The 23,258-nt window shown below is 43.6% G+C and carries 18 protein-coding genes; 12 read left to right on the top strand and 6 right to left on the bottom strand.

All coding sequences use genetic code 11. The features are described from left to right. Positions 1-25 precede the first annotated feature (25 nt). The 5 genes from IOD06_RS05995 to mmsB all read left to right on the top strand — a co-directional run bounded on the left by IOD06_RS05995 (position 26) and on the right by mmsB (position 6,088). Positions 26-1,510 (top strand): CoA-acylating methylmalonate-semialdehyde dehydrogenase, encoded by a 1,485-nt coding sequence (locus IOD06_RS05995; RefSeq protein WP_189584786.1) that lies wholly within the window; start codon positions 26-28, stop codon positions 1,508-1,510. Positions 1,511-1,686: 176 nt separating this feature from the next. Continuing rightward, on the top strand, positions 1,687-2,847 hold the full coding sequence (locus IOD06_RS05990) for an acyl-CoA dehydrogenase family protein (protein WP_194619918.1): 1,161 nt from the start codon (positions 1,687-1,689) through the stop codon (positions 2,845-2,847). 105 nt (positions 2,848-2,952) lie between these two features. Further along, complete coding sequence (locus IOD06_RS05985) at positions 2,953-3,735, top strand: enoyl-CoA hydratase (protein ID WP_194619917.1); 783 nt, start codon at positions 2,953-2,955, stop codon at positions 3,733-3,735. 57 nt (positions 3,736-3,792) lie between these two features. After that, positions 3,793-5,025 (top strand): enoyl-CoA hydratase/isomerase family protein, encoded by a 1,233-nt coding sequence (locus tag IOD06_RS05980; protein ID WP_194619916.1) that lies wholly within the window; start codon positions 3,793-3,795, stop codon positions 5,023-5,025. Positions 5,026-5,152: 127 nt separating this feature from the next. Then, positions 5,153-6,088, top strand: coding sequence for a 3-hydroxyisobutyrate dehydrogenase (mmsB, locus tag IOD06_RS05975; RefSeq protein WP_194619915.1), 936 nt, complete (start codon positions 5,153-5,155; stop codon positions 6,086-6,088). Positions 6,089-6,176: 88 nt separating this feature from the next. Here the strand turns inward: mmsB and IOD06_RS05970 are convergent, their stop codons facing one another. Then, on the bottom strand, positions 6,177-6,935 hold the full coding sequence (locus IOD06_RS05970; protein WP_194619914.1) for an IclR family transcriptional regulator: 759 nt from the start codon (positions 6,933-6,935) through the stop codon (positions 6,177-6,179). Positions 6,936-7,525: 590 nt separating this feature from the next. Here IOD06_RS05970 and IOD06_RS05965 point away from each other — a divergent pair. Further along, the gene (locus IOD06_RS05965; RefSeq protein ID WP_194619913.1) at positions 7,526-8,398 is read left to right on the top strand and encodes a hypothetical protein; all 873 of its coding nucleotides are present in this window, start codon (positions 7,526-7,528) and stop codon (positions 8,396-8,398) included. Positions 8,399-8,518: 120 nt separating this feature from the next. Here the strand turns inward: IOD06_RS05965 and IOD06_RS05960 are convergent, their stop codons facing one another. From IOD06_RS05960 to IOD06_RS05950, 3 genes are all read right to left on the bottom strand, one after another. After that, the gene (locus IOD06_RS05960) at positions 8,519-9,313 is read right to left on the bottom strand and encodes a 4'-phosphopantetheinyl transferase superfamily protein (protein ID WP_194619912.1); all 795 of its coding nucleotides are present in this window, start codon (positions 9,311-9,313) and stop codon (positions 8,519-8,521) included. Between the two features lie 172 nt (positions 9,314-9,485). Then, positions 9,486-10,004 carry a peptidoglycan-associated lipoprotein Pal gene (gene pal, locus IOD06_RS05955; RefSeq protein ID WP_194619911.1) on the bottom strand — a complete coding sequence of 173 codons (519 nt, stop codon included), beginning with the start codon at positions 10,002-10,004 and terminating at the stop codon, positions 9,486-9,488. 170 nt (positions 10,005-10,174) lie between these two features. Beyond that, the gene (locus IOD06_RS05950) at positions 10,175-10,804 is read right to left on the bottom strand and encodes a DUF6231 family protein (protein WP_194619910.1); all 630 of its coding nucleotides are present in this window, start codon (positions 10,802-10,804) and stop codon (positions 10,175-10,177) included. A gap of 480 nt (positions 10,805-11,284) precedes the next feature. On the opposite strand from IOD06_RS05950, the gene pepN reads away from it, so the two are divergent. Beyond that, positions 11,285-13,885 carry an aminopeptidase N gene (gene pepN, locus IOD06_RS05945; protein ID WP_194620423.1) on the top strand — a complete coding sequence of 867 codons (2,601 nt, stop codon included), beginning with the start codon at positions 11,285-11,287 and terminating at the stop codon, positions 13,883-13,885. 173 nt (positions 13,886-14,058) lie between these two features. Here pepN and IOD06_RS05940 read toward each other — a convergent pair whose 3' ends face one another. Further along, positions 14,059-15,141 carry a 3-deoxy-7-phosphoheptulonate synthase gene (locus IOD06_RS05940; RefSeq protein WP_010201135.1) on the bottom strand — a complete coding sequence of 361 codons (1,083 nt, stop codon included), beginning with the start codon at positions 15,139-15,141 and terminating at the stop codon, positions 14,059-14,061. A gap of 420 nt (positions 15,142-15,561) precedes the next feature. Between IOD06_RS05940 and lpxB the strand changes: the two genes are divergently transcribed. From lpxB to IOD06_RS05925, 3 genes are all read left to right on the top strand, one after another. Then, the gene (gene lpxB, locus IOD06_RS05935; protein ID WP_194619908.1) at positions 15,562-16,881 is read left to right on the top strand and encodes a lipid-A-disaccharide synthase; all 1,320 of its coding nucleotides are present in this window, start codon (positions 15,562-15,564) and stop codon (positions 16,879-16,881) included. 213 nt (positions 16,882-17,094) lie between these two features. Beyond that, positions 17,095-17,961 carry a ribonuclease HII gene (locus IOD06_RS05930; RefSeq protein ID WP_194619906.1) on the top strand — a complete coding sequence of 289 codons (867 nt, stop codon included), beginning with the start codon at positions 17,095-17,097 and terminating at the stop codon, positions 17,959-17,961. Positions 17,962-18,211: 250 nt separating this feature from the next. Further along, on the top strand, positions 18,212-19,468 hold the full coding sequence (locus IOD06_RS05925; RefSeq protein ID WP_194619904.1) for a CAP domain-containing protein: 1,257 nt from the start codon (positions 18,212-18,214) through the stop codon (positions 19,466-19,468). 118 nt (positions 19,469-19,586) lie between these two features. Here the strand turns inward: IOD06_RS05925 and IOD06_RS05920 are convergent, their stop codons facing one another. After that, positions 19,587-20,252 (bottom strand): DUF924 family protein, encoded by a 666-nt coding sequence (locus IOD06_RS05920; protein ID WP_194619902.1) that lies wholly within the window; start codon positions 20,250-20,252, stop codon positions 19,587-19,589. A gap of 159 nt (positions 20,253-20,411) precedes the next feature. Between IOD06_RS05920 and IOD06_RS05915 the strand changes: the two genes are divergently transcribed. Both IOD06_RS05915 and IOD06_RS05910 read left to right on the top strand, forming a co-directional pair. Then, the gene (locus IOD06_RS05915; RefSeq protein ID WP_194619900.1) at positions 20,412-21,638 is read left to right on the top strand and encodes a carboxynorspermidine decarboxylase; all 1,227 of its coding nucleotides are present in this window, start codon (positions 20,412-20,414) and stop codon (positions 21,636-21,638) included. Positions 21,639-21,873: 235 nt separating this feature from the next. Next, the gene (locus tag IOD06_RS05910) at positions 21,874-23,148 is read left to right on the top strand and encodes a saccharopine dehydrogenase family protein (RefSeq protein ID WP_194619898.1); all 1,275 of its coding nucleotides are present in this window, start codon (positions 21,874-21,876) and stop codon (positions 23,146-23,148) included. Positions 23,149-23,258: the final 110 nt, after the last annotated feature.

Below are 23,258 nucleotides of genomic sequence, written 5' to 3'. Positions count from 1 at the left end.
CTCGCAAACAAGATAAGGATATCTTATGCACCACGTTCAGCAGCTCATCAATGGTCAATTTGTTGATTCTAATACCAGCGAATGGATTGATATCACCGATCCTGCCACCCAAGAAGTCATTGCCAAAGTCCCTCAGACCACAGATGATGAAATCAATCAAGCCGTTGCTGCTGCCCAAGCGGCTTTTCAGACTTGGCGCAAAACACCGATTACCACTCGTGCTCGTATCTTTTTAAGATACCAAGCGTTGATACGCGAGCATATGGATGAATTGGCAGCAATCTTGACCGCGGAACAAGGCAAAACGATTGCAGACGCGCGCGGTGATGTATTCCGTGGTTTAGAAGTCGTTGAGCATGCCGCAGGTATTGCGAATTTACAGGTTGGCGATTTCGTTGAAAACGTGGCCTCAGATGTGGATACCTACAGTATTTGGCAGCCACTTGGTGTCTGTGCAGGCATTACACCCTTTAATTTCCCAGCGATGATTCCGCTTTGGATGTTCCCAATGGCGATTGCCACGGGCAATACTTTTATTTTAAAGCCTTCTGAGCAAGATCCAATGGTCACCATGCGTTTGGTTGAGCTGGCAGTCGAAGCGGGCGTACCCGAAGGCGTGCTAAACGTGGTACATGGCGGCAAAGCGACCGTTGATGCTATTTGTGACCATCCCGATATCAAGGCGGTTTCTTTTGTTGGATCAACCAACGTCGGCAAACACGTCTACGAGCGTGCCAGCAAATCAGGCAAGCGTGCCCAGTGCATGATGGGTGCCAAAAACCATGGCGTTATCTTACCTGATGCCAATAAAGAGCAAACGCTCAATCAACTAGCGGGTGCCGCCTTTGGTGCTGCTGGTCAACGTTGTATGGCGCTGTCAGTCGTGGTGTTAGTCGGTGCTGCGGGTGAGTGGATTGATGACATTAAAGCCAAAGCAGAAGGCTTAATCGTCTCAGCTGGTAAGCATGATAAAGACTTAGGCCCGCTGATTTCTCCTGCCGCCAAGGCTCGTGTTGAGCATTTGATTGGTACGGGCGTAGAAGAAGGCGCTAGTCTGTTGCTTGATGGTCGCGGTATCACCGTCGAAGGCTATGAAAAAGGCAACTTCGTCGGGCCAACTATCTTTGATAATGTCACAAGCGATATGCAGATTTATAAAGAAGAAATTTTTGGTCCAGTGCTTTGTATTATGCGTGCCGCCAGCCTTGATGAAGCGATTGAGCTGCTTAATGCCAATCCACATGGTAATGGTACGGCTATCTTTACCCAGTCAGGCGCTGCTGCACATAAATTCCAGCAAGACATTCAGGTCGGTCAAATCGGTATCAACTTGCCGATTCCTGTGCCACTACCGATGTTCTCATTCTCAGGCTCACGTGCCAGCAAACTTGGTGATCTCGGTCCTTATGGTAAGCAAGCCGTTCAGTTTTATACTCAGACCAAGACGGTAACTGCACGTTGGTTTGATGATGAGGCGAGCCGCGGCGTCAATACCACTATTTCAATTTAATCGTTAATCCGCTATACGTGTGGTATAGCGCCACTCATGTTTAGTATGTTTTTTAATATCAAAGCATAATTTTGTGATGGTCGTTATGCCACTGCTATACTGTATAAACGATATTAAACGAATGACTCATCAAACCTGAGTCACCATATTTGCTTTGCAAGCACAAGGATGATCTTATGGATTTCTCATTGACAGACGACCAAATTGCCTTCCGCCAAACTGCCAGACAGTTTGCGCAAAAAGAGCTAAAGCCAAATGCCGCTGAGTGGGATCGCACCTCACATTTCCCAGTCGATGTTATCAAAAAATCAGGTGAGCTTGGGTTTTTAGGTCTCTATACCAATCCAGACTATGACGGTTTAGGGTTGCCACGTCTCGACTCTGCAATGGTTTTTGAAGAGTTGGCATGGGGTGATACGTCTGTGGCGGCTTATATGAGTATTCATAATATGGCAAGTTGGATGATCGGTGAATATGGTAGCGATGTCCTATGCAAGAAATATTTGCCGAAGATGGTCAGCGGTGAATGGCTTGGCAGCTACTGCTTGACAGAAGCTAATGCTGGTTCTGATGCGGCCTCATTGCGTACCAAGGCTGATAAGCAAGGCGACCATTATGTGCTTAATGGGGAAAAAGCCTTTATCTCCGGTGCTGGTGAGACTGATGTACTAGTAGTGATGGCACGGACAGGTGGCGCAGGGCCAAAGGGCATCTCAGCATTTGTTATCGATGCGCATAGCGCTGGTATTGAATATGGCAAAAATGAGCATAAGATGGGCTGGAAAGCGCAGCCAACGCGAACCATTAGCTTTAAAGACGTCAAAGTGCCAGCAGAAAACTTAATAGGCGAGGAAGGTCAAGGCTTTCGTATCGCTATGAAAGGCTTAGATGGTGGACGTATCAATATCGGTATCTGTGCAGTTGGTACGGCACAGTCAGCGCTAGAGACCGCAACCAATTATGTGCAGGAGCGTAGTCAATTTGGTAGCCAGCTTGCCAGCTTGCAATCAGTACAGTTCAAGCTTGCTGACATGCTGACGCAAACCATTACTGCACGGCAAATGCTGTATTTGGCGGCTAGTAAAGTCGATAACAATGATGGGCAAGCGTCTACCTACTGCGCCATGGCAAAGCGTCTCTCGACTGACCTTTGTTTTGATGTCGCCAATGAAGCACTACAGCTACACGGTGGTTATGGCTATCTAAATGAGTATCCACTTGAGCGCCATGTACGAGATTTGCGTGTGCATCAGATTTTGGAAGGTACTAATGAGATTATGCGAGTAATTGTCTCGCGTCAGCTATTACAGGACGATGCGTTGGATCAATTACGTTAACTGCATTAGTCAGCTAATCTGGCTTAGCTATGATGAGCTGCAGCTTTTGTACCTAGCGCCTAACCAATAAACCATACCAAATTCAGATAAAATAAAGGACTATTTATGACGGATTATACCAATCTCAAGTTATCGATTGACGGTCATACTGCTACTGTGACATTGAATAACCCGCCAGCCCATACATGGACAATGGATAGTCTGCCGGCGCTAAAGCAGCTGGTGACTGATCTTAACGCCAATGATGATGTTTATGCCTTGATTATTCATGGCGATGGTGAGAAATTCTTTTCAGCGGGTGCGGATTTAAATAATTTCTCGGATGGTGACAAGGGTCGAGCAATTAGCATGGCCATCGCTTTTGGCGACGCGTTTGAAGCGCTATCAGCGTATCGCGGTGTCAGTATCGCGGTCATCAACGGCTATGCCATGGGCGGCGGACTTGAGTGTGCATTGGCATGTGACATTCGTATCGCAGAAGCACATGCGCAGATGGCCTTACCAGAAGCTGGTGTTGGTTTATTGCCATGCGCGGGTGGCACACAGAATCTAACAGCTTTAGTGGGTGAAGGCTGGGCAAAGCGCATGATATTGTGCGGCGAGCGCGTTGATGCAGAGACAGCGTTACGTATCGGCTTGGTTGAAGAACTCGCTGCTAAAGGGGAAGGGCTACAAGCAGCACAAAAGCTTGCGCAAAAAGTCGCTAAGCAATCACCCGTTGCCGTTAGTTATTCTAAAACACTTATTCAAGCTGCTAGAAATACCCCGCCTGCGCAAAACCTTATCCATGAGCGTGAAGCTTTCGTGAAATTGTTTGACACCAACGATCAGCGCGAAGGGGTACAAGCATTTTTAGAGAAGCGCAAACCTACGTGGCAAAATAAATAGTCTGTAGGCATGTCTTGATATTTACTTTACTCATTTTAATTTTGGTAGGTCTCTTTTATGACAGCAGCAACAGAAAACACAGAACAAGAAGCGCCTGTATTGTTTAATACTGAACCGACAGAGTGTGGCCATCTTATTGGTATCATGACGTTAAATACCCCAAAATCACTCAATGCCTTAAGTGTTGAGATGTGTCAATTGTTATCACAACAGTTAGAGCAATGGAAAAGTGATGGGCACGTAGTGGCGATACTATTAAAAGGGGCAGGCGATAAGGCGTTTTGTGCTGGCGGGGATATCCGCAAGCTTTATGACAGTATGTCGGAAACTGCGCCAATGCCAAACCCTTATGCGACTGAGTTTTTCAGCCATGAATATCGTCTATACCGCCAAATGCACTTTTATACTAAGCCATTAATACTATGGGGTGACGGCATTATTATGGGCGGTGGCATGGGATTGATGTCAGGTTGCAGCCATCGTCTGGTCACCGAGCGTACCCGCTTTGCGATGCCAGAAGTGACTATTGGGCTGTTCCCTGATGCTTCTGGCAGTTGGTTTTTGCAGCGTATGCCAGCTAAAGCAGGTTTGTTCTTGGGACTAACGGGTGCGATGTGTAATGGCAACGACGCAATGTTGGCTAACCTTGCAGAGTATGCTGTCGCCAGTAGTGATTATGATGCCGTCATACAAAGTTTAAGACAGAGCGATTGGCAGGTTGCAGCTAGTAGTACGGATAAATGCGATAACAATAGCGCCTACAGTATCGTTAGCCGCGCACTGGCAGCACAGCCTGTTGCCGAGTTGCCTGCTAGTAAGCTAGCAACATACTGGCAGCCTATCCAGGAGTTGATGAATAGCGGCGGTCTAGGCGATATTGATGCGCTCCTACAAAGCGACGAGGCATTGGTAAATCTAGATGCAGATTTTGCTGATGATAGCTGGACGCAGCGAGCAGTGACCACTTATCGCCAAGGTTGCCCAGTGACCGTTGCTTTGACCTATGCGCTTTATCATAAAGTCACAGATTTATCGATAGAGCAGGTTCTATATTTAGAGACCAATGTGGCGGTACATTGTGCGGCCAATCCTGACTTTAGAGAAGGCGTACGTGCACTATTGATTGATAAAGATCGCAATCCGCAATGGTCGCGTTCATTAGCCGACTGTCTCAGTACCGAAGGTCAGAATTACATTCATCAGCACTTTGTGAACCCTTATTCTAGAGGCGAGCATCCCTTGGGCGATTGGTTGGGTGATGAGGCAGCAGGCAATCAGCTGGTGCGTTAAAGACTGGATGTGTCAATTCAATATAAATTAAACTCAAATAAACAGCGTACAACTATATATGTAGCATTATATGTAGCAAGCAATGCCTGCACGTATGATCAATACTTAACCATCAAGGAATGATGAGATGAATACAAAGGATGTAAATGCCACCGGTAGTGATACTACTAAGCCAAATATCGCCTTTATTGGGCTTGGTAATATGGGCGCACCAATGGCGGAAAATTTATTAAAAGCAGGTTATGCACTATCTGTCTATGATTTGTCTGAGGACGCGACGCAGCGTTTACAGCAAGCGGGTGCTAGCGTGGCGGATAGCCCGAAGGATGCTGCAAACAATGCCCAAGTCGTCATTAGTATGTTACCAGCTGGCAAGCACGTCCATTCTGTCTATCTTGGAGATAGTGGTCTGCTGGCGAATTTACCAAAAGGCACCTTGGTCATCGATAGCAGTACGATAGCCGCAGCTGATGCAAGGACAGTGGCAGAGGCGGCAAGTGAGCTTGGCATCGATTTCCTAGATGCGCCAGTCTCCGGTGGTACGGGCGGCGCTATTGCAGGCAGTTTGACTTTCATAGTTGGTGGCAGCGACGATGCATTTGCCAAAGCAGAGCCAATACTAGCAGTGATGGGCAAAAACATCTTTCATGCAGGTGACCACGGTGCCGGACAAGTCGCGAAAATCTGTAATAATATGCTGTTAGGTATTCTCATGGCAGGGACAGCAGAGGCAATCAATTTGGGTGTCAAAAACGGCTTAGATCCAAAAGTGCTGTCAGATATTATGCTACAAAGCTCAGGTCGTAACTGGACACTAGAAGTCTATAACCCTTATCCGCAAGTGATGGAAAATGTCCCATCCAGTAATGGTTATAAAGGCGGCTTTATGAGTAAGCTGATGCAAAAAGATCTGAATCTTGCGATGCAAACCGCTCAGGACACCAATGTTGAGACACCAATGGGTGCCAAAGCGACAGAGCTGTATGAAGCTCACACAGTAGAGAATGGTGATAGGGATTTTTCTAGCATCATGGGTCGTCATGACGCATCGTTGCTGTCTTAGAAATACCAAGACTTATAGATAAAAAAAGGTCTGCGCTATAATACTAGCGCAGACCTTTTTTTGAGTTTGGTTTTGATTGTCAATGTTGTTAACTTTGCAGGTCATATACTAGCGTCTGTACGTCCTGCGCGGCTTTTCGCAGTCGTGGTACATGGGTCAACAGCTCGTCTAGCGACACGCGTATGGTTGGTGCATGCAAATAGAGAGAAGCCAGATAGCGTGACTTCTTGTCCAATATAGGCACAGCGACTGCCACCATCTCAGAGATAAACTCCTCATTGTCGATGCCGATACCAGTATCAGCGATACGATCAAGCTCAGCATTCAATGCATCAATATCGGTGATAGTGTTTTTGGTGAACTTATCTAGTGGCAAACCTTGCAATATTTTATGACGGCTAGTATGAGACAACTGGCTCAAATATAGCTTACCTGTCGCTGTACACCACATGGGTGATTTTGCCCCTACAGGGAGGTAAATCTGCAATGGTAAGGTCGTTTGTGCACGGTTGGTATAAATCATATCCATATGATAGGGAATACCAATCCCGCAACTTTCTTTAATTTCGTTAACCAGCTTTTGCAGGATCATCTGCCTTTCATTAAAGAACAGTCGTTGTTGCCAGAGCTCAACACTCAGATTACGTACCCGCTTACCAGGAATAATACCGCCACCAATATCAACGGTCAAAAAACCATCATCAACTAAGTTTTGAATTAATCTATGGATGGTCGGTTTAGGAATGTCTAGTTCCTGTGAGAGCTCAAGTGGAGAAAGCGGTTTTGAAGCATAGGACACCGCTTCTATGATTTCTAGTACACGGGTAATCGACGATACTTTAGGCATATGTATGGCTCAGTAGGAGTAAAGAAATAAAGCAGACAGCATCACAAGATTTTCATAAATAAGATAAATAGTGACATTACTGACGTTCTATAACAAATCTATCATAACAACTAATTTAGCATAATATTCGGTTGAGGCAAGCGTTAGTCTCGTTATATGAGATCATTTATATCGTTTTATTTGTTAGCGTGAATTTTTATATAAGTAACAAAAGATACGTCAACTCACAAATCACAACAAACGGTAGTAATAAGCTAACTAACTACTATTGAGTTGGTTCAGCGGCTCATTCATCATAATGACATATTTTGTAATACCATCACATGAATATTAAGCCAGCTGATATTCATGTCTGTGCTCTTGAGTTACTTTGAGAGCGTTGTGTAACAGGAACATGAAGTTTTGCGGGTTAGTGTAGTAATTATTACAATTTCTATGCAATCTTTACATAATGGCAAATAAAAAGCGCGTCAATAGGGGTGACTTTTTGAGTCAAAATTGTTTTAATCTGCTCAACAAAATGGTGGTTTAAAAAAAGCTAAATTATCATTTTTTACGGGCGAGTTATTTCACACTTTAGGAGAGTAATTATGAAACTTATTAAATTATCTGCAATCTCTGCTGCTATCTTAGCATCAACTGCGGCTCTAGCTGCTGAACCTGTTATCGTTGTTGATAGTGCTGATGCCGTCGTATACGAAGCTGAGCCTGTAGCTGTTGCTTACCAAGCTGAGCCTGCTTATGCATACAATGCTGATGCTGGCATAGTACGCAACACGACTGGTGCAGTTGTTGGTGGTACTAAAACTTTCTTTCAAACAGCTGTTAATCCAGCCGCTGTTAGTGCTGAAGTTGGTACACTAGGTTATGGCGCTAACGTTGCTTGGGCAATGAATGACAAAACTGAACTACAAGCCGGTTGGGCAGGTGGTGATGTAGCTGACCTTTTCGGCGGTGATTTTGACGCTGACGACGTAAACTATGAAGTTGATGCAGATTTCAGCAACCCGTACCTAGGTGTTCAATACCGTCCTGTAGCTAACTGGTTCACTATGGGTGCTGGTATCATCGTTCCTGACAACGATATCGACGTAACTGCTAATGCTGATGGTGACTTCTTCGAGCTTGACGGTATTCAATACAATGCTGCTCAAACTGGTAACTTAGAAGGTAGCTTAGAGCATCGTAACAAGCTAGCACCTTATGGTACTATCGGCTTCCGTCCTAACATCGGCAACAACTGGGGTGTATTCGGCGAAATCGGTGCAGCATATATGGGTAAAACAGATGCTAAGGTTCGTTCAACTAACCCAGATGCAGACGTAAATTACACAGATGAGCAAGGCGTTACTCAAACCATCAAAGGCAGCGAAGTTGCTAATATCGCTGAGCAAGAACTTGAAGATAAAGATTGGTTAGAGTGGTTCCCAATTGTTAAACTTGGTGCAACTTACCGTTTCTAATCTAATCACAGTCTAAGCACTGTATTTAGATTAAGCGTAAAAAAAGGCGACCTTCGGGTCGCTTTTTTTCGTTTAAAATAAAGAGGAAGTCTTATCTGTGGAGATTGTTGCAAATATTATTTAAAAAACAATAACAGTTTGCTGAGAGGGCAAAACGACAATATGATAGTTAGCCTTATTATCGCTGATAACAGATAAAGCAGCGTTTTCATTGATGATGTTGATCAGGCTAGGTATTAAGTAGGAATAATTTATTCCTAAGCCTTGTGCCAACTTATACTGATAAACCTTGATAAAACTTTCTTTTATTTGCCATAGCAGTTTAGTGAGAGCATTACGCTCACTTTTGGGTAATGCTTGTAATGCAGCAGTTTCATGAGGATGATAAAAACGCTGCGCCACATGCCATGCAACCTCATTGGTCTCTATATCGATCCCCACGGCATGGTGACGACTGATGACTACTGCGATATAATTGCTTGGGGTTCTACTGTTGTTATGCTCAGAATCTTTACCGATATCACTTCGATGACCCATATCTGTATGACTGAAACATACATAATGTTGACTCTCAACCAGTCGATAGGGGAAGCTTGATTCATTTAAGATATCAGTGATTTCTAACTTATTGAGTAAGGCTTTTAGCAGTAACCGAACGCCTTTACGCTGCCGTTGACGTTGGTTGTGAGCAACTTCTTTTACGGATAACTGGCTTTGCAAGGGATAGTAATACCAGTTAATACGAGGTATCTTATGAAAATCCGTATCTAAGGTATGGGAAACTGATAAGCGTGTCGATTTACCCCATATAGCTTTAGTGTTTACATACAGCGGTTCGCTCACCTGTGCGGTTGCGCACCATGTCATCGGATCGAGCTGGGTGTACTGAATATGAGTTAACGGTAAGGTTGGCATTGTTTATATTTAATAATCATTAATGGGTTAGCTATTTTTAGCACAAAAAGCTTGGAAATGAGTGATTCCATTATTTTAGCGCAATAAAAACTCAAAAGCCCAGCAATATTAATATTACTGGGCTTTTATAAAGCGAATGACGCTTTATTGATTGTTATCAGTTGTACCGGTCTTAGTAAGACAATTCAGCACGGCGATTCTGTGCATAGGCGTCTTCAGTATTGCCGGCAGCAGCAGGACGCTCTTCACCATAACTGATGACACGGATATTGTTAACAGCAACACCTTGAGCAGCAAGGTAGTTACGTGCTGCTTGGGCACGACGTTCACCAAGGGCGATATTGTATTCACGACTACCGCGCTCATCGGTATGACCAGCGATAACAACACCAGCGGCTGGGTTTGAGCTCAACAAGCCTGCGTGTTGGTTCAAGACGCTTGCCGCTTGTGAGGTGATTTCACTGCTGTCAAAGCCAAAGTAAACAACCGCTTGCAGATTCTCAGCACCGGTAATAACCGCGCTTGAATTATCTACAATCACGGCACCGTTGTAGCCGACTTGGCCACCTGGGATGCCTAATGGTGCAACCACGACTTCAGAGGTAGTACGTTTAGTCGCACAACCAGTGGTTATTGCAACGGCGCTTGAGAGTACAGCGAGGACAGCGATCTTAGAAAAACTGATTGACATGATGAGCTCCTGAAATTTTAATAAAATTTGTTGTTTTGAACTGCTAATGATAAAAATTAGGCAATTATCATCTATCATATACTAAATGTTACTTTATGTAAGTAGTATTACTGTAAACAATCTATAAATTACATAACCGGCTCTACAGTATTCAAATAACCTTTCGACTTCTACCAGCGATGCTTGCCCCAATTTTCAGGATTGGCCCAGTAGTCAGCGTTCAGCCAGTTGGGTAATTGCTTATAATCGTATAGATTAAACTGCCATAGTGTTGGTAAAGAGTCAGTTGAAGAAGAGGTATGAATAGCACGTCTACCAGCGTCTTTCAAAGAAGGTTCGCTTAAAATATCAAATGGTGTAAAACCATAAGCTTTTAAGTCTAGGGTGCTATCGAGTGCAATCAGTAGGTGCGCGGCATAAAGATCACGATAGCGCATAAGCAATGGGATATATTGGGGTAGCAGCTCTGCTGATAAGGTGGGTAGCCAAAAGCAAGCGAGCTCATAACGTTCAGGGAATTGCTGCTGGGTGAGTTCTGACAACGTTGATAAATGTGTTTTCCCTTTTTTATTATCGAGATTTTTTAGGGATGTCTGTAGTGCCAAACGTTCAGTTTTATCTTGCACAACCCATAACAGCTCGGAGCTACCATCAGAGCTATCACTAGTCTGTCTAATAGCAGTTTGCTCAGGTTTTTCTGGTGTGGCTACCTGTATTGCTAACGATGGCAATAGTACATCAATGTAATCCATCAAAAGTGGTAAGGTAATGGTTGCGTGACTAGTAGGTTGCGTTGTCATAAAATAGGCCGTTTATCGATTGTTGGTGATCAGTGCCTCTATTAAATCATTTTCATTAATACTATCCAATTGATGATTGACGTTTTTGATCTTTGTTTTGGATGATAGGCGTAATAACCTGAAGGGTGGCTCTTGAAATTTGGTTGTTTAGGTCAATGTAGCTAGGGTGTGTCATCATTTAGGTTGTGAGGCTTAAACTGAGGAAAATTGCAGTCAAACAAGAAAGGAATTGCCGTAAATATGAATATATCGACAAGATTGCTGACAATGTTTGGCAAAATCTAGCCATTTTAAGACCACTAAATGTATCAATGTGCTAATTGATGATACGTTCTAAATGTCGCTATCATTCTAACAATCATAAAAATTGTGCTAATTGATTACCCGTTACAATGTAATTTATCATGCTTTTTACCATAAATAATAATAGGAATCCCTATGTCCACTGCTGAAACCGATGCTCAAATTATCAATCCTGACATGCCAGATGTGCCGCCGCATGCACCAAGTAAAATCAACTTAAAAGATTATAAAAAACCAAGCTTTGATGTGGAAACGGTTGATTTAGATATTAAGCTGTTCGAAGATCATGCGCAGGTAGACAGCACCCTAAAGATGGTACGTCAAACAGCAGGAGATCTCGTATTATTCGGTGAGGAGTTGGATCTAATCGCCGTTACGATGAATGGTAAGCCATTAACGGTTGAAGATTATCAACAGCAAGCAGGCACGTTGACGATTGCTAATGTACCTGATGAGCTTGTTTTAGAGATTCAAGTACGCATCTGCCCGCAGACCAATACCGCCCTAGAAGGACTTTATATGGCGGGTAGCGGCGACGACACCATGTTTGTGACTCAATGCGAGCCAGAAGGCTTTCGTAAGATTACTTTTTATCCAGATCGCCCTGATGTGCTCGCGATATTCACCACCCGTCTTGAGGCGGATAAGCGCTATCCGACACTACTAGCCAATGGTAATTTGGTTGAAGCAGGCGAGGTCGCAGATGCGCCAGACCGTCATTATGCAATTTGGCACGATCCGACTAATAAACCAAGCTATCTGTTTGCCTGTGTCGTCGCTGATTTGGATGTATTGACGGATTCTTATACTACCAGCGAAGGTCGAGACGTTTTGCTGGAAATATACGCTAAGTCTGCCGATATCGATAAGTGTGATGTCGGTATGCAAGCCCTAAAAGATTCAATGAAATGGGATGAGGTCAATTATGGTCGAGCTTATGATTTAGACCGCTATATGATTGTTGCCGTTAGTCAGTTTAATATGGGCGCGATGGAAAACAAGGGTCTCAATATTTTTAACACCGCTTGTGTGTTGTCTAGCCCTGAGACCACGACGGACTCGCGTAGCTTTAGTGTGAAAGCCATCATCGCGCATGAGTACTTTCATAACTGGACAGGCAATCGCATCACATGCCGCGATTGGTTCCAGCTGTGCTTGAAGGAAGGCTTTACCGTCTACCGTGATCAATCTTTTTCAGCCGATCAACAGTCAAGTGCGGTACAGCGTATTGATGATGTCGCGACTTTGCGTGCACATCAGTTTGCTGAGGACGCAGGGCCGCTTGCACATCCTGTACGCCCTGAAAGTTTCGTCGAGATTAATAACTTTTACACGACGACCGTCTATGAAAAAGGCGCTGAAATCGTCCGTATGATTGCGAATACCTTGGGGGCAGATAACTTCCGTAAAGGTACGGATGAGTATTTCCGTCGTTACGATGGGCAAGCGGTTACCGTTGAGGACTTCTTGTCTGCGCTCAGTATTACTGATGATAAAATTGAAGACTTTATTGATTGGTATCGTCAGCCCGGTACGCCAGTGGTGTCTGGTCATCAAGATTACGATAGCACCACGCAAACGTTAACCATTACTTTAAGTCAGCAAACCCGTCATGTTAGTGGTTTTGATGCGCCTAAACCTTTACCTATTCCCGTAGCGACCGCGTTATTTGACAAAGATTCTGGTGACATCATTACCGAGCGTATGCTGCTGCTCGATCAAGCAAAGCAAACCTTTGTCTTTGAAAATGTGGCTGGTGAGCCAGTCGTATCGCTGCTACGTGATTTCAGTGCGCCAGTCCAGCTTAATTATGATTATCAAGATGAAGATTTGGCATTTTTGCTTAAGCATGAAACCAATGGTTTTAACCGCTGGCAAGTGACACAAATGCTGGTAAATCGCATTTTACTACAGGGACAAGGCTCGAAAAGCAGTCCTGACGTCTATCTGCAAGCAGTCGCCAAGACATTACCTGCATTGGCTACTGACGATGCAATGTTGGCGGCGCGTTTGCTCGATATCCCATCAGCGCCAGAGCTGGCATCTGCCATTCATACAGATTACGACCCAGAATTGGTTAAACAACAGCGCGAAGGCTTATATCAACAGCTGGCAGATGCTTTAAAAAACCAATGGGCAACACTTTATAAACAGCTGCCCATGCAGTCTTATGAAGATAGCGCCGAAGCTCGCGGTATGCGTGCCTTGCGCAATGTGGTATTAGACATGGCATTGACGGCTAACGTTGATGGTGCCAATGAATGGGCACAGCAGCAGTATAATAATGCCAGCTGTATGACAGAGCGTTTTGGTGCATTAAAAGTGATGGTCAATCATCAATTGGCAGATGCAGATGCCTATTTGGCAGACTTTTATAATCGCTTCCAAGCAAATGACTTGGTCATCGATTTATGGTTTAGCGTGCAAGCATCAGCTGATACGGTCACTACTGAAGCTATCCAATCGCTGCTCACTCATACTGATTTTGATTGGAATACGCCCAATCGTGTGCGCTCAGTCATCAGTGCCTTTACCTCGCAGCCGACCGTCTTATGGACGGCAGAGGGTTTAGATATCTATATTGCTGTGATTAAAAAGTTGGATGATGCCAACCCTGTCTTAGCATCGCGTTTGTTGCAAGTGCTGGCACGCTGGAATACCTTGGCTGAGCCACGTCGTCAGATGGCGCATGATAAGCTGTTAGATTTACAGCAAGCCGTGTCTTCTAAACATGTGCTTGAAAGCTTAACGAGCGTACTAGGTGCCGCGAATAAGTAGGGTGGCTAGCTTAGGGCATATCCTCAATTTATCTCGTTTTCAAAGTGAGGACACGCCCTAAAAAAGCACATGATTTTATAAGTTAAAGCATAAAAAAGCCCGTTTGACACTAATTATGTCAAACGGGCTTTTTGCTGAGTGGCTTAATAATGATTCATTATGGCCAATCGCCATTAACGGTTAGGCAATACATCTTTTACCATGTCACGTAGACTGTATAACGCAGTGACTGTGCTATCCCAATCTAAGCAACCATCGGTGATAGATTTACCATACTCAAGCTGGCTCAAATCAGCAGTAAGCTTTTGACTGCCGCCTTTTAGGTGACTCTCAATCATCATACCGATAATGGATTTGTTGCCATTTTGAATTTGCTCGGCGACGTTATTAATAACCATCGGCTGCAAGTACGGGTCTTTACCCGAGTTGGCATGGCTTGAATCAATCATAATCTTGCTATTGGTTTTGCCTTTTGCCAGCTCGTTTTCAACTTGCGCAACGGCTGTCTCATCATAGTTGGGCTTGCCATTACCACCGCGAAGTACCACGTGAGCGTAAGGGTTGCCTTTAGATTTGATGATAGAGACTTTGCCATCTGATGATAGCCCTAAGAAGCTATGGCCTTCTTTAACCGCTTGCATGGCGTTAACTGCGACTGTCATACCGCCATCCGTACCGTTTTTGAAGCCAACTGGGCATGATAAGCCAGAGCTCATTTCGCGATGCGTTTGGCTTTCAGTGGTACGAGCGCCAATTGCTGACCAGCTGATCAAATCTTGCATGTACTGCGGGGTGTTTGGATCCAATGCTTCAGTCGCGCAAGGTAAGCCTTTCTCATTCAAATCAAGCAGTAACTTACGAGCGGTACGCAGACCCTTTTCGATATCAAAGCTGTCATTCATGTCAGGGTCGTTGATCATACCCTTCCAGCCGACCGTGGTACGTGGTTTTTCAAAATACACGCGCATCACAACAAATATGCTGTCTTCGATCTCTTTTGCCAATATAGCTAAGCGGTCGGCATATTCGTGGGCGGCTTTGATATCGTGGATAGAGCAGGGGCCAATGACTACAAATAGACGCTTGTCTTTACCGTCCAAAATATCTTGGATAGTGTTACGACCTTTTAAAACGGTTTTGTAGGCTTCTTCTGATAAAGGCAGCTCAGTTTTTAGCTCATCGGGAGTGATCAAGGGAATAAATTTTTCAATATTCACGTCGTCAATATCTGCATTATGGGTAGCTGTAGTTGTCATGATTATATATCGTCTAGCTGATTTATAGGAATAATCATTATGAGGACAAAAGTGCTGGTTGACAAGGGCAGTCGTGCAGTTAATTGACTGATAACTGGAATGTCCAAACCAAAACTTAGTTATACTTGTATACACTTAGCGCTATATTTGAATTTTCAAATGCACGTTTAGCCTTTCGTTTTTCCGTCTATTAATAACGGTCAGTTAGATTTATAGGTGCTTAACGCTCAGCTTTTATGCGTGAATTTAGCTATTTGTATCATCGTCACGTATGATAGCAACATCAACGATAGAAGGTTAAAGCCATGCAGGATAATAATGTGTATCGATCAAAAGGCAGTATCGCTGATTTGTTACGTTATATTTTATAATAACGGTTCATTTATTTTATTTGTATATTTCTAATATTGAGAGCTTGTCATGACAGATTCTGCTACGTCTCATCGCCAGACTGACCTTATTCATCAAACAGAGACGGATTCTCAGGTACCTAATATAAATGCTGCGCCGCTGGTGATAGCCATCGTTGCAGGTGAGGTATCTGGTGACAGTTTGGGTGCAGATTTTATGCAGCAGATGAACAACCTGCGTGATGATATCGTCTGGGTAGGTGTAGGTGGTACAAAAATGCAAGCGCAAGGATTGCAAAGTATTTTTCCATTAGAACGTCTAGCAGTGATGGGCTTGGTGGAAGTCATGGCACAGCTGCCAGATTTGCTGAAAGCACGGCGCGAGCTATTGAGCGCATTTAAGACGGCCAATATTGACTGGTTTATCGGTATTGATGCGCCTGATTTTAATCTACGAGTCTCTAAAAAGTTAAAACCAAAAGGCGTCTTCTGTGTACAGTATGTGAGCCCTTCTATTTGGGCGTGGCGCGAGTCACGTATTCATAATATCAAAGCAGCGACCGACCTTGTGCTCTGCCTATTTCCGTTTGAGCTACCAGTATATGAGCGCCATAATCATCCAGCGATATGTGTGGGTCATCCTTTATTACGCACCATTGATCAGGCATTGATAGAGACGCCCATCAATCAGAGGCGCAGTGAGTTGGTCTGGCACAACGATGGTTTGCAGCAGTTTTTTATCGAGCGGTTCGATGACGTTAGCCAGCTTATTTGTGTGATGCCAGGCTCTCGTCGCGGTGAGATAACGGCTATTTTACCTCTTATGCTGGATGGTATTCAAAAGCTCATATTGTTAGATCCAAAGCTGTGCTTTATCATTCCGACGGTCGATCAAAATCATCAATATATTGTCCAAGACGTCATTGACCAGCGCTCAGAGCAGCTGCGTGCCGCGATCGTTGTGGTCTATGATGACAGTCAACCAGCATTCAGTCAGCAGGCCATGGCTGCATCGGATATCGTGATGCTGGCGTCAGGTACGGCAACGTTAGAGGCGATGCTGCTTGAGCGTCCAATGGTGGTGGTGTATCAATTAAATCAGCTAACCTATCAGATCGCCAAGCGTCTGGTCAAAGTTCCTTATGTGGCGCTACCCAATATTCTAGCCGACACTGCCATCGTACCTGAGCTGATACAAGAGCAGGCGAGTGGCGATAATATCTGTCGTACCGTCATGCGTCTCTTGCAACCGCGTGCTTACGCAGAGCAATTGAAAGCGCTTGTCGCAACCAAACAGCTATTACAGCAGCAAAGCAATCATTACCCTGCTGATAGCGTAATTGAGCAATGGTTTGTGCAAGAAAAGACCAGCATAAGCAGTAAGGGATAATTGCTCATCATCTATCTTAACCACTCTAGTGCGTGTCTTCAATTCACTTGATAGTCATCTAAATGGGCTAAATCTTGCACAAACACCGTCAAATAGCTGGTTAATATCCCGATATTATCTGCGCTATTTTTCTTGTTTGACGGCAATTTATCTCATTTTTATCACCATTTTTGAAATGAAGACACGCCCTAATCAATAAGACAGCAAAAAATCATGAGCATTCAGAACGAAGTCAAAGATCTTATTATTCCGATTGACAGAAAAATTCAACAGATTGATATAAAATCTCAGTACATTGATTTAGCCGAACCTATCCATTTATATGGGCAAGTCAATGTGACTAAGCTGCTCGCTGAATATGGGATAAATAAAGAGCCACACTTAAATACCCAACAGCATGTAGAACGCTCAACGCTACAAATAGGTGTGGATGAGGCAGGGCGTGGTCCACTGTTGGGTAGTGTCAATGTTGCGGCGGCAATACTGCCTATGACTTGGGCAGGACTGATTGAGGCGCAACCGTTAAAAGACACGCCTTTATCTATATTGACGGATTCTAAGCAGCTAAGCGAAAAAAAACGCGATATTCTTTATCCGTTGGTGCAGCAGCATGCCATAGGTTTCATCATCGCTGACATTCCAGCAGCAGTCATTGATCAGGTCAATATTTTACAAGCAACGATGCTCGGTATGCGCTTATGCACGGAAGTGTTGTTAGAAATTATTGCCAAACATATGGCTACCTCTATGATGCAATTCGAGGTTTTGTTTGATGGTAATCGCTGCCCTAATATAGACTATGTGATGCTGGCCAAGTTAGGTATAGAAACCTCTGCAATTGACTGTCAAGCATGGGTAAAAGGAGACGCACGTCATACCAGCATTGCTGCAGCCAGTATATTGGCAAAAGTTAGCCGTGATACTGCCATGTATATGCTTGATACTGAGCATCCAGAGTATGGTATTGCCAAGCATAAAGGCTATCCGACCAAAGCGCATATGGAAGCAATTGAAAAATATGGTGTGTTGCCAGCTCATAGACGTAGCTTTGCACCAGTGCGAAAAGCGCTAGACAATTGATATTAATCAAGAATAGCAAGTTATTAAAATAGTCTAAGTGTAAAAGACTAATGGAATCTAAAAATAGAAACTGCTTACTGTGCTGGTAAGTAGACGGGTTTTTGATAAAATAACGAGCGAAAGTTTATAAATTGTAATACAATATATCTTTGTTAATATAAAATCCTTTTAAATCAATAACTAATATTTAATTCTGGGTTTTATTTTTGCTAGTAAGTTATATAAATATTACTATTTTATAGGATAAGAGATGACGGCTAATACTCCTCAAAAAAACCTTGCTGCAGTGCTTTTCTTGGCAGTGTTTTTAACGGCCTGTGGCGGTGGTAGCGACTCTGACAGCAGTGCTACGTCCAATGATTCACCAAGCCAATCACAAGAAGTCATTTCAGAACCAATAACTTCGGCACCAGTAACTTCGGCACCAGTAACGGCGACGCCTGATGATCAGGACAATGAACCAACCAATAATGTCTCTGTCAATACAAGCGACGAGCCTACTGAAAATAACGCGCAAGCAGCATTAAGTGCTAATAACCAATTTAGTCTCGCAAGAACCAGCTGTGGTCTAGGCGGTTTGTCTATGGATACTGCGCTTGATGACATTGCTATTCAGCATGCAAACTATATTAAATATGTATTTGCCAATAGCTCACCAACCAGTTTTAATGCACATGTTGAAAATAAAATAAGTGATATTGCTAGTGTGACAGGTAGCAATAATCCGTTTTTTGGTGGGCTAAGCTTTACTGATCGCTTATTGAATGCAAACTATCGTAATGCACAATATGGTGCTACTGAAAATATTGCTCAGTCTGACTATTACAGCTCAGCAGGTAATTTTTTGAGCGTAGATACAGTAGCTACCTCCATGGCCAAATCATTGTTAGCAGCACCTTATCATCTACGTTCTTTGATGCTTCCAACTTCAAGTTTGGTAGGCACGGGAATGGTTACTTATAAACCTAATGGTAAAAGTACAGCTAATAACCAAGGTTATGTCTTGGTCAGCCATGCTTCAGCGACACAAACGACCAAAGACAAATCAGTTTCAGGTATTTTTACCTATCCATGTCAGGGTATGACTGGAACAGTGACCGCACTATACAACGAGACACCAAACCCTGTTAAAGGTACTGGACGCAATTTGCGCACTGATCCTATCGGACAACCCGTTTATATTAGTATGCCGTCAGCTAAAAATATTAAGGTCAGTAACATCAATTTTAGAGATACGCAGCGCAACGCAGATATGCCGATTCAGTTAATTGATTTTGATAACGATCCGTATGCCAATACCAATTACGCGCTACCAGCGAACGAAGCTTTTATCTTACCGCTGACCGATGCACTAAAAAGCTGTGAAACCAAGCGCGCGGCAAATCAAAGCCAGCAATGTGGTCTTTATGGCAATACTAAGTATCAAGTGAGCTTTGATATTCTAGTCGATAATAAAACCTTACAAAATAAGTCATTTACTTTTACTACGGGTGAAGTGAATTACTAGTTAATCTGATTGACTGATATTGTAAAACAAGGGCTGAATCAGGTAACTGCTTCAACCCTTGTCATATAAAAAACCTGTAAGACTATTAAAAGGTATAAAAACCTAAAAATAATCTCTCTTAGAATGATGAGTTCGGCTGTTTTAAAAATACTTTTTCGTCACTAGTTGTTTCTCTACCTAGCGTTTCATTACGATGCGGATAACGACCGAACTGATCGATAACGTCTTTATGATGATGTTCAAAGTCTAAAGTAGTCGCGTCATTTAGTTGCTCAAACAACGTTAAATAGCGCTCATGGATAACGGCTGATTCAGAATGCATAAACGGTATAATCGTAAATCGACGCCACTCTATCGGTAACGTGTCAAAATGCGGCTGTTGAATGGCTTCTTGTGCTAATACCACTGCCATACTGTCTTGGGCAAAAGCGCACGCTTGCCCGCGGCATAGATTTCGTGAAAACTGATCTAAGACGATAATTTCTGCCAGACGTCCTGCCAAATTGGTCATTGAGCTATTCACATCATTTTGATTTTCAGACCATCGCCAAGGCGCACATTCACCGTGTTTCGCTGCCTGCCAGATTTTGCCAAACTTATCGTGAATACGCTGATCAAAATCATCATTTTTTGCAAACCAATGCTGCTCATTATTTTTATCAAACCAAAAATCCAACACTGCACGTGCATTAGGGTCGAGATGGGTCAAATCAATATTTTTGGATTCAAGTTTGGATAAGTTGGTTTGGCTGGCAGCGCTGGAATAATCGGTTGATAGTGACATAAGATATTCTAATTATGATGGATTTAGTCTACTATAGCGCACTTAATTAGCGATGTCACAATGCTAAGAAAGCACAGTACTAAAAAACGCTCATACTACAAACAAGCATTGTTATCACAAGCTTTACTACCGCATATACAAGCCATTAGGTTGTCTCTTATGAACTCAACAAAAAATACCAAACCAGTTTCGATGCCCACTTCGATACCAACGCCTTATTATCTGCTCGATGAAGCAGCAATCGTCGCCAATATGCAGATAATTGCGCGACTTTGTGAGTTGTCTGGTGCAAAAGCGTTGTTGGCGCTCAAATGCTTTGCTACGTGGGGCGTGTTTGATGTCATGCAGCCTTACTTACATGGCACTACTTCGTCGTCACTCAATGAAGTGCGCTTGGGCTACGAGACCTTTGGCAATAATAGCGCTGATAAGAATGATGAAGATAAAAAAGAAACCCATGCCTATAGCGTTGCCTATAGCGCTGATGAAATCGATGAAGTATTGAGCTATGCCGATAAAATTATCTTTAATTCTATCTCGCAACTCAATGCGTTTAAAGGTCAAGCTGGCGCAAAAAATATTCCAGTTGGACTACGTTTAAACCCAAAGACTAGCAACTCATCGTTTATCATCGCTGATCCTGCGCGTCCTTTTAGCCGTCTTGGTGAGCATGATAAAGATAAGATTGCAGCAGTGCTTGCTGACATCACTGGAGTCATGATTCATAACAATTGTGAAAATGACAGTTTTGAGGCCTTTAGCGAGAGTTTGGCGGATATCGAAGACAGGTTTGGTGACGTTTTAGCACAGCTTGAGTGGGTAAGTTTGGGCGGTGGCATTCACTTTATCGCGCCTGATTATCCATTAGAAAAACTCGCCATGCGATTGAAAGCGTTTAGTGAAAAATACGATGTACAAGTCTATTTAGAACCAGGTGAGGCGAGCATTCATGGTGCTGGATCATTGGTCACGACGGTCTTAGATACGATGCACAACGGAAAAAACCTAGCCGTTGTTGACGCTTCTATCGAAGCGCATATGCTGGATTTGTTGATTTACCGTGAGTCAGCACCCATTGCGGCTATTAACGAAGCGTTGATTGATATTGTACCTGCCGATATGGCTAAAACAGTGGACATTTCAGACAACACTATTATTTATGGTCGTTCTTGCTTGGCAGGTGATATCTTTGGCGAGTATGCCTTACCTAACCATTTACAGGTAGGCGATAAGATTGGCTTTGGTAATGCGGCTGGCTATACCATGGTGAAGAAAAACTGGTTCAATGGCGTCAACATGCCAGCGATTGTTATTCGTCGTTTGGATGGCAGTATTGATGTGCAGCGTGAGTTTGATTATCAAGATTATAAGGCGAGTTTGTCTTAGTATTCGCCGTTCGATGATGCTTGAGCACAACCAGATTGTATCTTAACCATTAATTATTGCCGAAAAGCCTGCAAAAATTGTTATAATCGCCACGGGCAAAACCAGCTATTTTTGCCCGACGGGTGCGTGGGTTTTCCTCGGTCTTCCTTTTTAATTCACGCATATCATTCACTCGTTTCTGTTTTGACTGGCCATTTCTTAGGCGATGACAGGGACACAAAGGAGGATTGTTGCATTGAATACCAACCAACAAGCTAAGCCCAACAAAAAAGATGTACTCATCATCGGAGCAGGCGGTGTCGCTCAAGTAGTCGCGCATAAATGTGCGATGCATAATGATGTGCTCGGCGAAATTCATATCGCCTCTCGTACTCAAGATAAGTGTGATGCTATTGCGCAAAGTGTCAAAGACAAAGGTAGTTTTAAACAAGCAGCTATTTTGCACACGCATCAAGTTGATGCCATGGACAGCCCAGCACTTATACAGTTGATACAAAGTACTGGTGTGCAAATCGTTATCAATGTCGGCTCGTCATTTATCAATATGACGGTGCTCGAAGCTTGTATTGAGACAGGTGTTGCTTATATTGATACCGCTATTCATGAAGACCCACGCAAGATTTGCGAGACACCGCCATGGTATAACAACTATGAATGGCAGCGTAAACAGCGCTGTGCGGACAACAATGTCACGGCGATTTTGGGTGCAGGCTTTGATCCCGGTATGGTCAATGCTTATGCGCGTCTTGGCTATGACATGATGGATAAAGGCTCGGTGACTGATATTGATATTATTGATATCAATGCTGGCAGCCATGGTAAGTATTTCGCTACTAATTTTGACCCTGAGATTAATTTCCGCGAATTTACCGGCACGGTCTATTCTTGGCAGGACAGCAAGTGGCAATCTAATAAAATGTTTGAAGTAAAGCGTACTGATGATCTGCCCGTCGTTGGTGTGCAAAATAGCTATTTAAGTGGTCATGATGAAGTGCACTCGTTGTCTGCTAACTTGGATGTGCCCAACATCCGCTTTTGGATGGGCTTTGGTGAGCACTATATTAATGTGTTTACGGTATTACAAAGTTTAGGTCTACTCTCTGAACAGCCAGTAATGACCGCTGAAGGACAAGAAGTCATTCCGTTGAAAGTGGTCAAAGCAGTGCTACCAGATCCAAGCTCGCTTGCGCCAAATTATACGGGCAAGACTTGCATCGGTGACAAAGTCAAAGGCACCATTAACGGCATCGATACTGAGGTATTTATTTATAATATCTCAGATCATGAAGACGCTTATAATGAAGTCGGTAGCCAAGGTATTTCTTATACCGCAGGTGTGCCACCCGTTGCTGCCGCTATGCTGGTCGCGACTGGCGAATGGGACGCTGGCAAGATGGTTAATATCGAAGAGCTAGATGCTAAGCCGTTTATCAACCTACTCAATAAGATTGGTTTGCCAACACGTATCAAAGATAGCGAAGGCGATAGAGCACTAGCGTTCGACATTTAATACGTTATCTGCATTCAAAAAAAAGCCCGTTTAACTTCTCAGTCAGAGAGTTAGACGGGTTTTTTTGTGTGGTCTGTGTCGTTTAAATTGAGATGTGTCTAAAATTGATA

The sequence above is a fragment of the Psychrobacter sp. N25K4-3-2 genome, from assembly GCF_015351755.1.
In the GTDB taxonomy this organism is placed as follows: Bacteria; Pseudomonadota; Gammaproteobacteria; order Pseudomonadales; family Moraxellaceae; genus Psychrobacter; species Psychrobacter glaciei.
This window is presented reverse-complemented; position numbering and strand designations above follow the sequence as displayed.

What these genes read in the sequence shown, in the direction of transcription:
- IOD06_RS05995 (WP_189584786.1), top strand. Translation starts at nt 26, where the DNA reads ATGCACCACGTTCAGCAGCTCATCAATGGTCAATTTGTTGATTCTAAT.
- IOD06_RS05990 (WP_194619918.1), top strand. Translation starts at nt 1,687, where the DNA reads ATGGATTTCTCATTGACAGACGACCAAATTGCCTTCCGCCAAACTGCC.
- IOD06_RS05985 (WP_194619917.1), top strand. Translation starts at nt 2,953, where the DNA reads ATGACGGATTATACCAATCTCAAGTTATCGATTGACGGTCATACTGCT.
- IOD06_RS05980 (WP_194619916.1), top strand. Translation starts at nt 3,793, where the DNA reads ATGACAGCAGCAACAGAAAACACAGAACAAGAAGCGCCTGTATTGTTT.
- mmsB (WP_194619915.1), top strand. Translation starts at nt 5,153, where the DNA reads ATGAATACAAAGGATGTAAATGCCACCGGTAGTGATACTACTAAGCCA.
- IOD06_RS05970 (WP_194619914.1), bottom strand. Translation starts at nt 6,935, where the DNA reads ATGCCTAAAGTATCGTCGATTACCCGTGTACTAGAAATCATAGAAGCG.
- IOD06_RS05965 (WP_194619913.1), top strand. Translation starts at nt 7,526, where the DNA reads ATGAAACTTATTAAATTATCTGCAATCTCTGCTGCTATCTTAGCATCA.
- IOD06_RS05960 (WP_194619912.1), bottom strand. Translation starts at nt 9,313, where the DNA reads ATGCCAACCTTACCGTTAACTCATATTCAGTACACCCAGCTCGATCCG.
- pal (WP_194619911.1), bottom strand. Translation starts at nt 10,004, where the DNA reads ATGTCAATCAGTTTTTCTAAGATCGCTGTCCTCGCTGTACTCTCAAGC.
- IOD06_RS05950 (WP_194619910.1), bottom strand. Translation starts at nt 10,804, where the DNA reads ATGACAACGCAACCTACTAGTCACGCAACCATTACCTTACCACTTTTG.
- pepN (WP_194620423.1), top strand. Translation starts at nt 11,285, where the DNA reads ATGCCAGATGTGCCGCCGCATGCACCAAGTAAAATCAACTTAAAAGAT.
- IOD06_RS05940 (WP_010201135.1), bottom strand. Translation starts at nt 15,141, where the DNA reads ATGACAACTACAGCTACCCATAATGCAGATATTGACGACGTGAATATT.
- lpxB (WP_194619908.1), top strand. Translation starts at nt 15,562, where the DNA reads ATGACAGATTCTGCTACGTCTCATCGCCAGACTGACCTTATTCATCAA.
- IOD06_RS05930 (WP_194619906.1), top strand. Translation starts at nt 17,095, where the DNA reads ATGAGCATTCAGAACGAAGTCAAAGATCTTATTATTCCGATTGACAGA.
- IOD06_RS05925 (WP_194619904.1), top strand. Translation starts at nt 18,212, where the DNA reads ATGACGGCTAATACTCCTCAAAAAAACCTTGCTGCAGTGCTTTTCTTG.
- IOD06_RS05920 (WP_194619902.1), bottom strand. Translation starts at nt 20,252, where the DNA reads ATGTCACTATCAACCGATTATTCCAGCGCTGCCAGCCAAACCAACTTA.
- IOD06_RS05915 (WP_194619900.1), top strand. Translation starts at nt 20,412, where the DNA reads ATGAACTCAACAAAAAATACCAAACCAGTTTCGATGCCCACTTCGATA.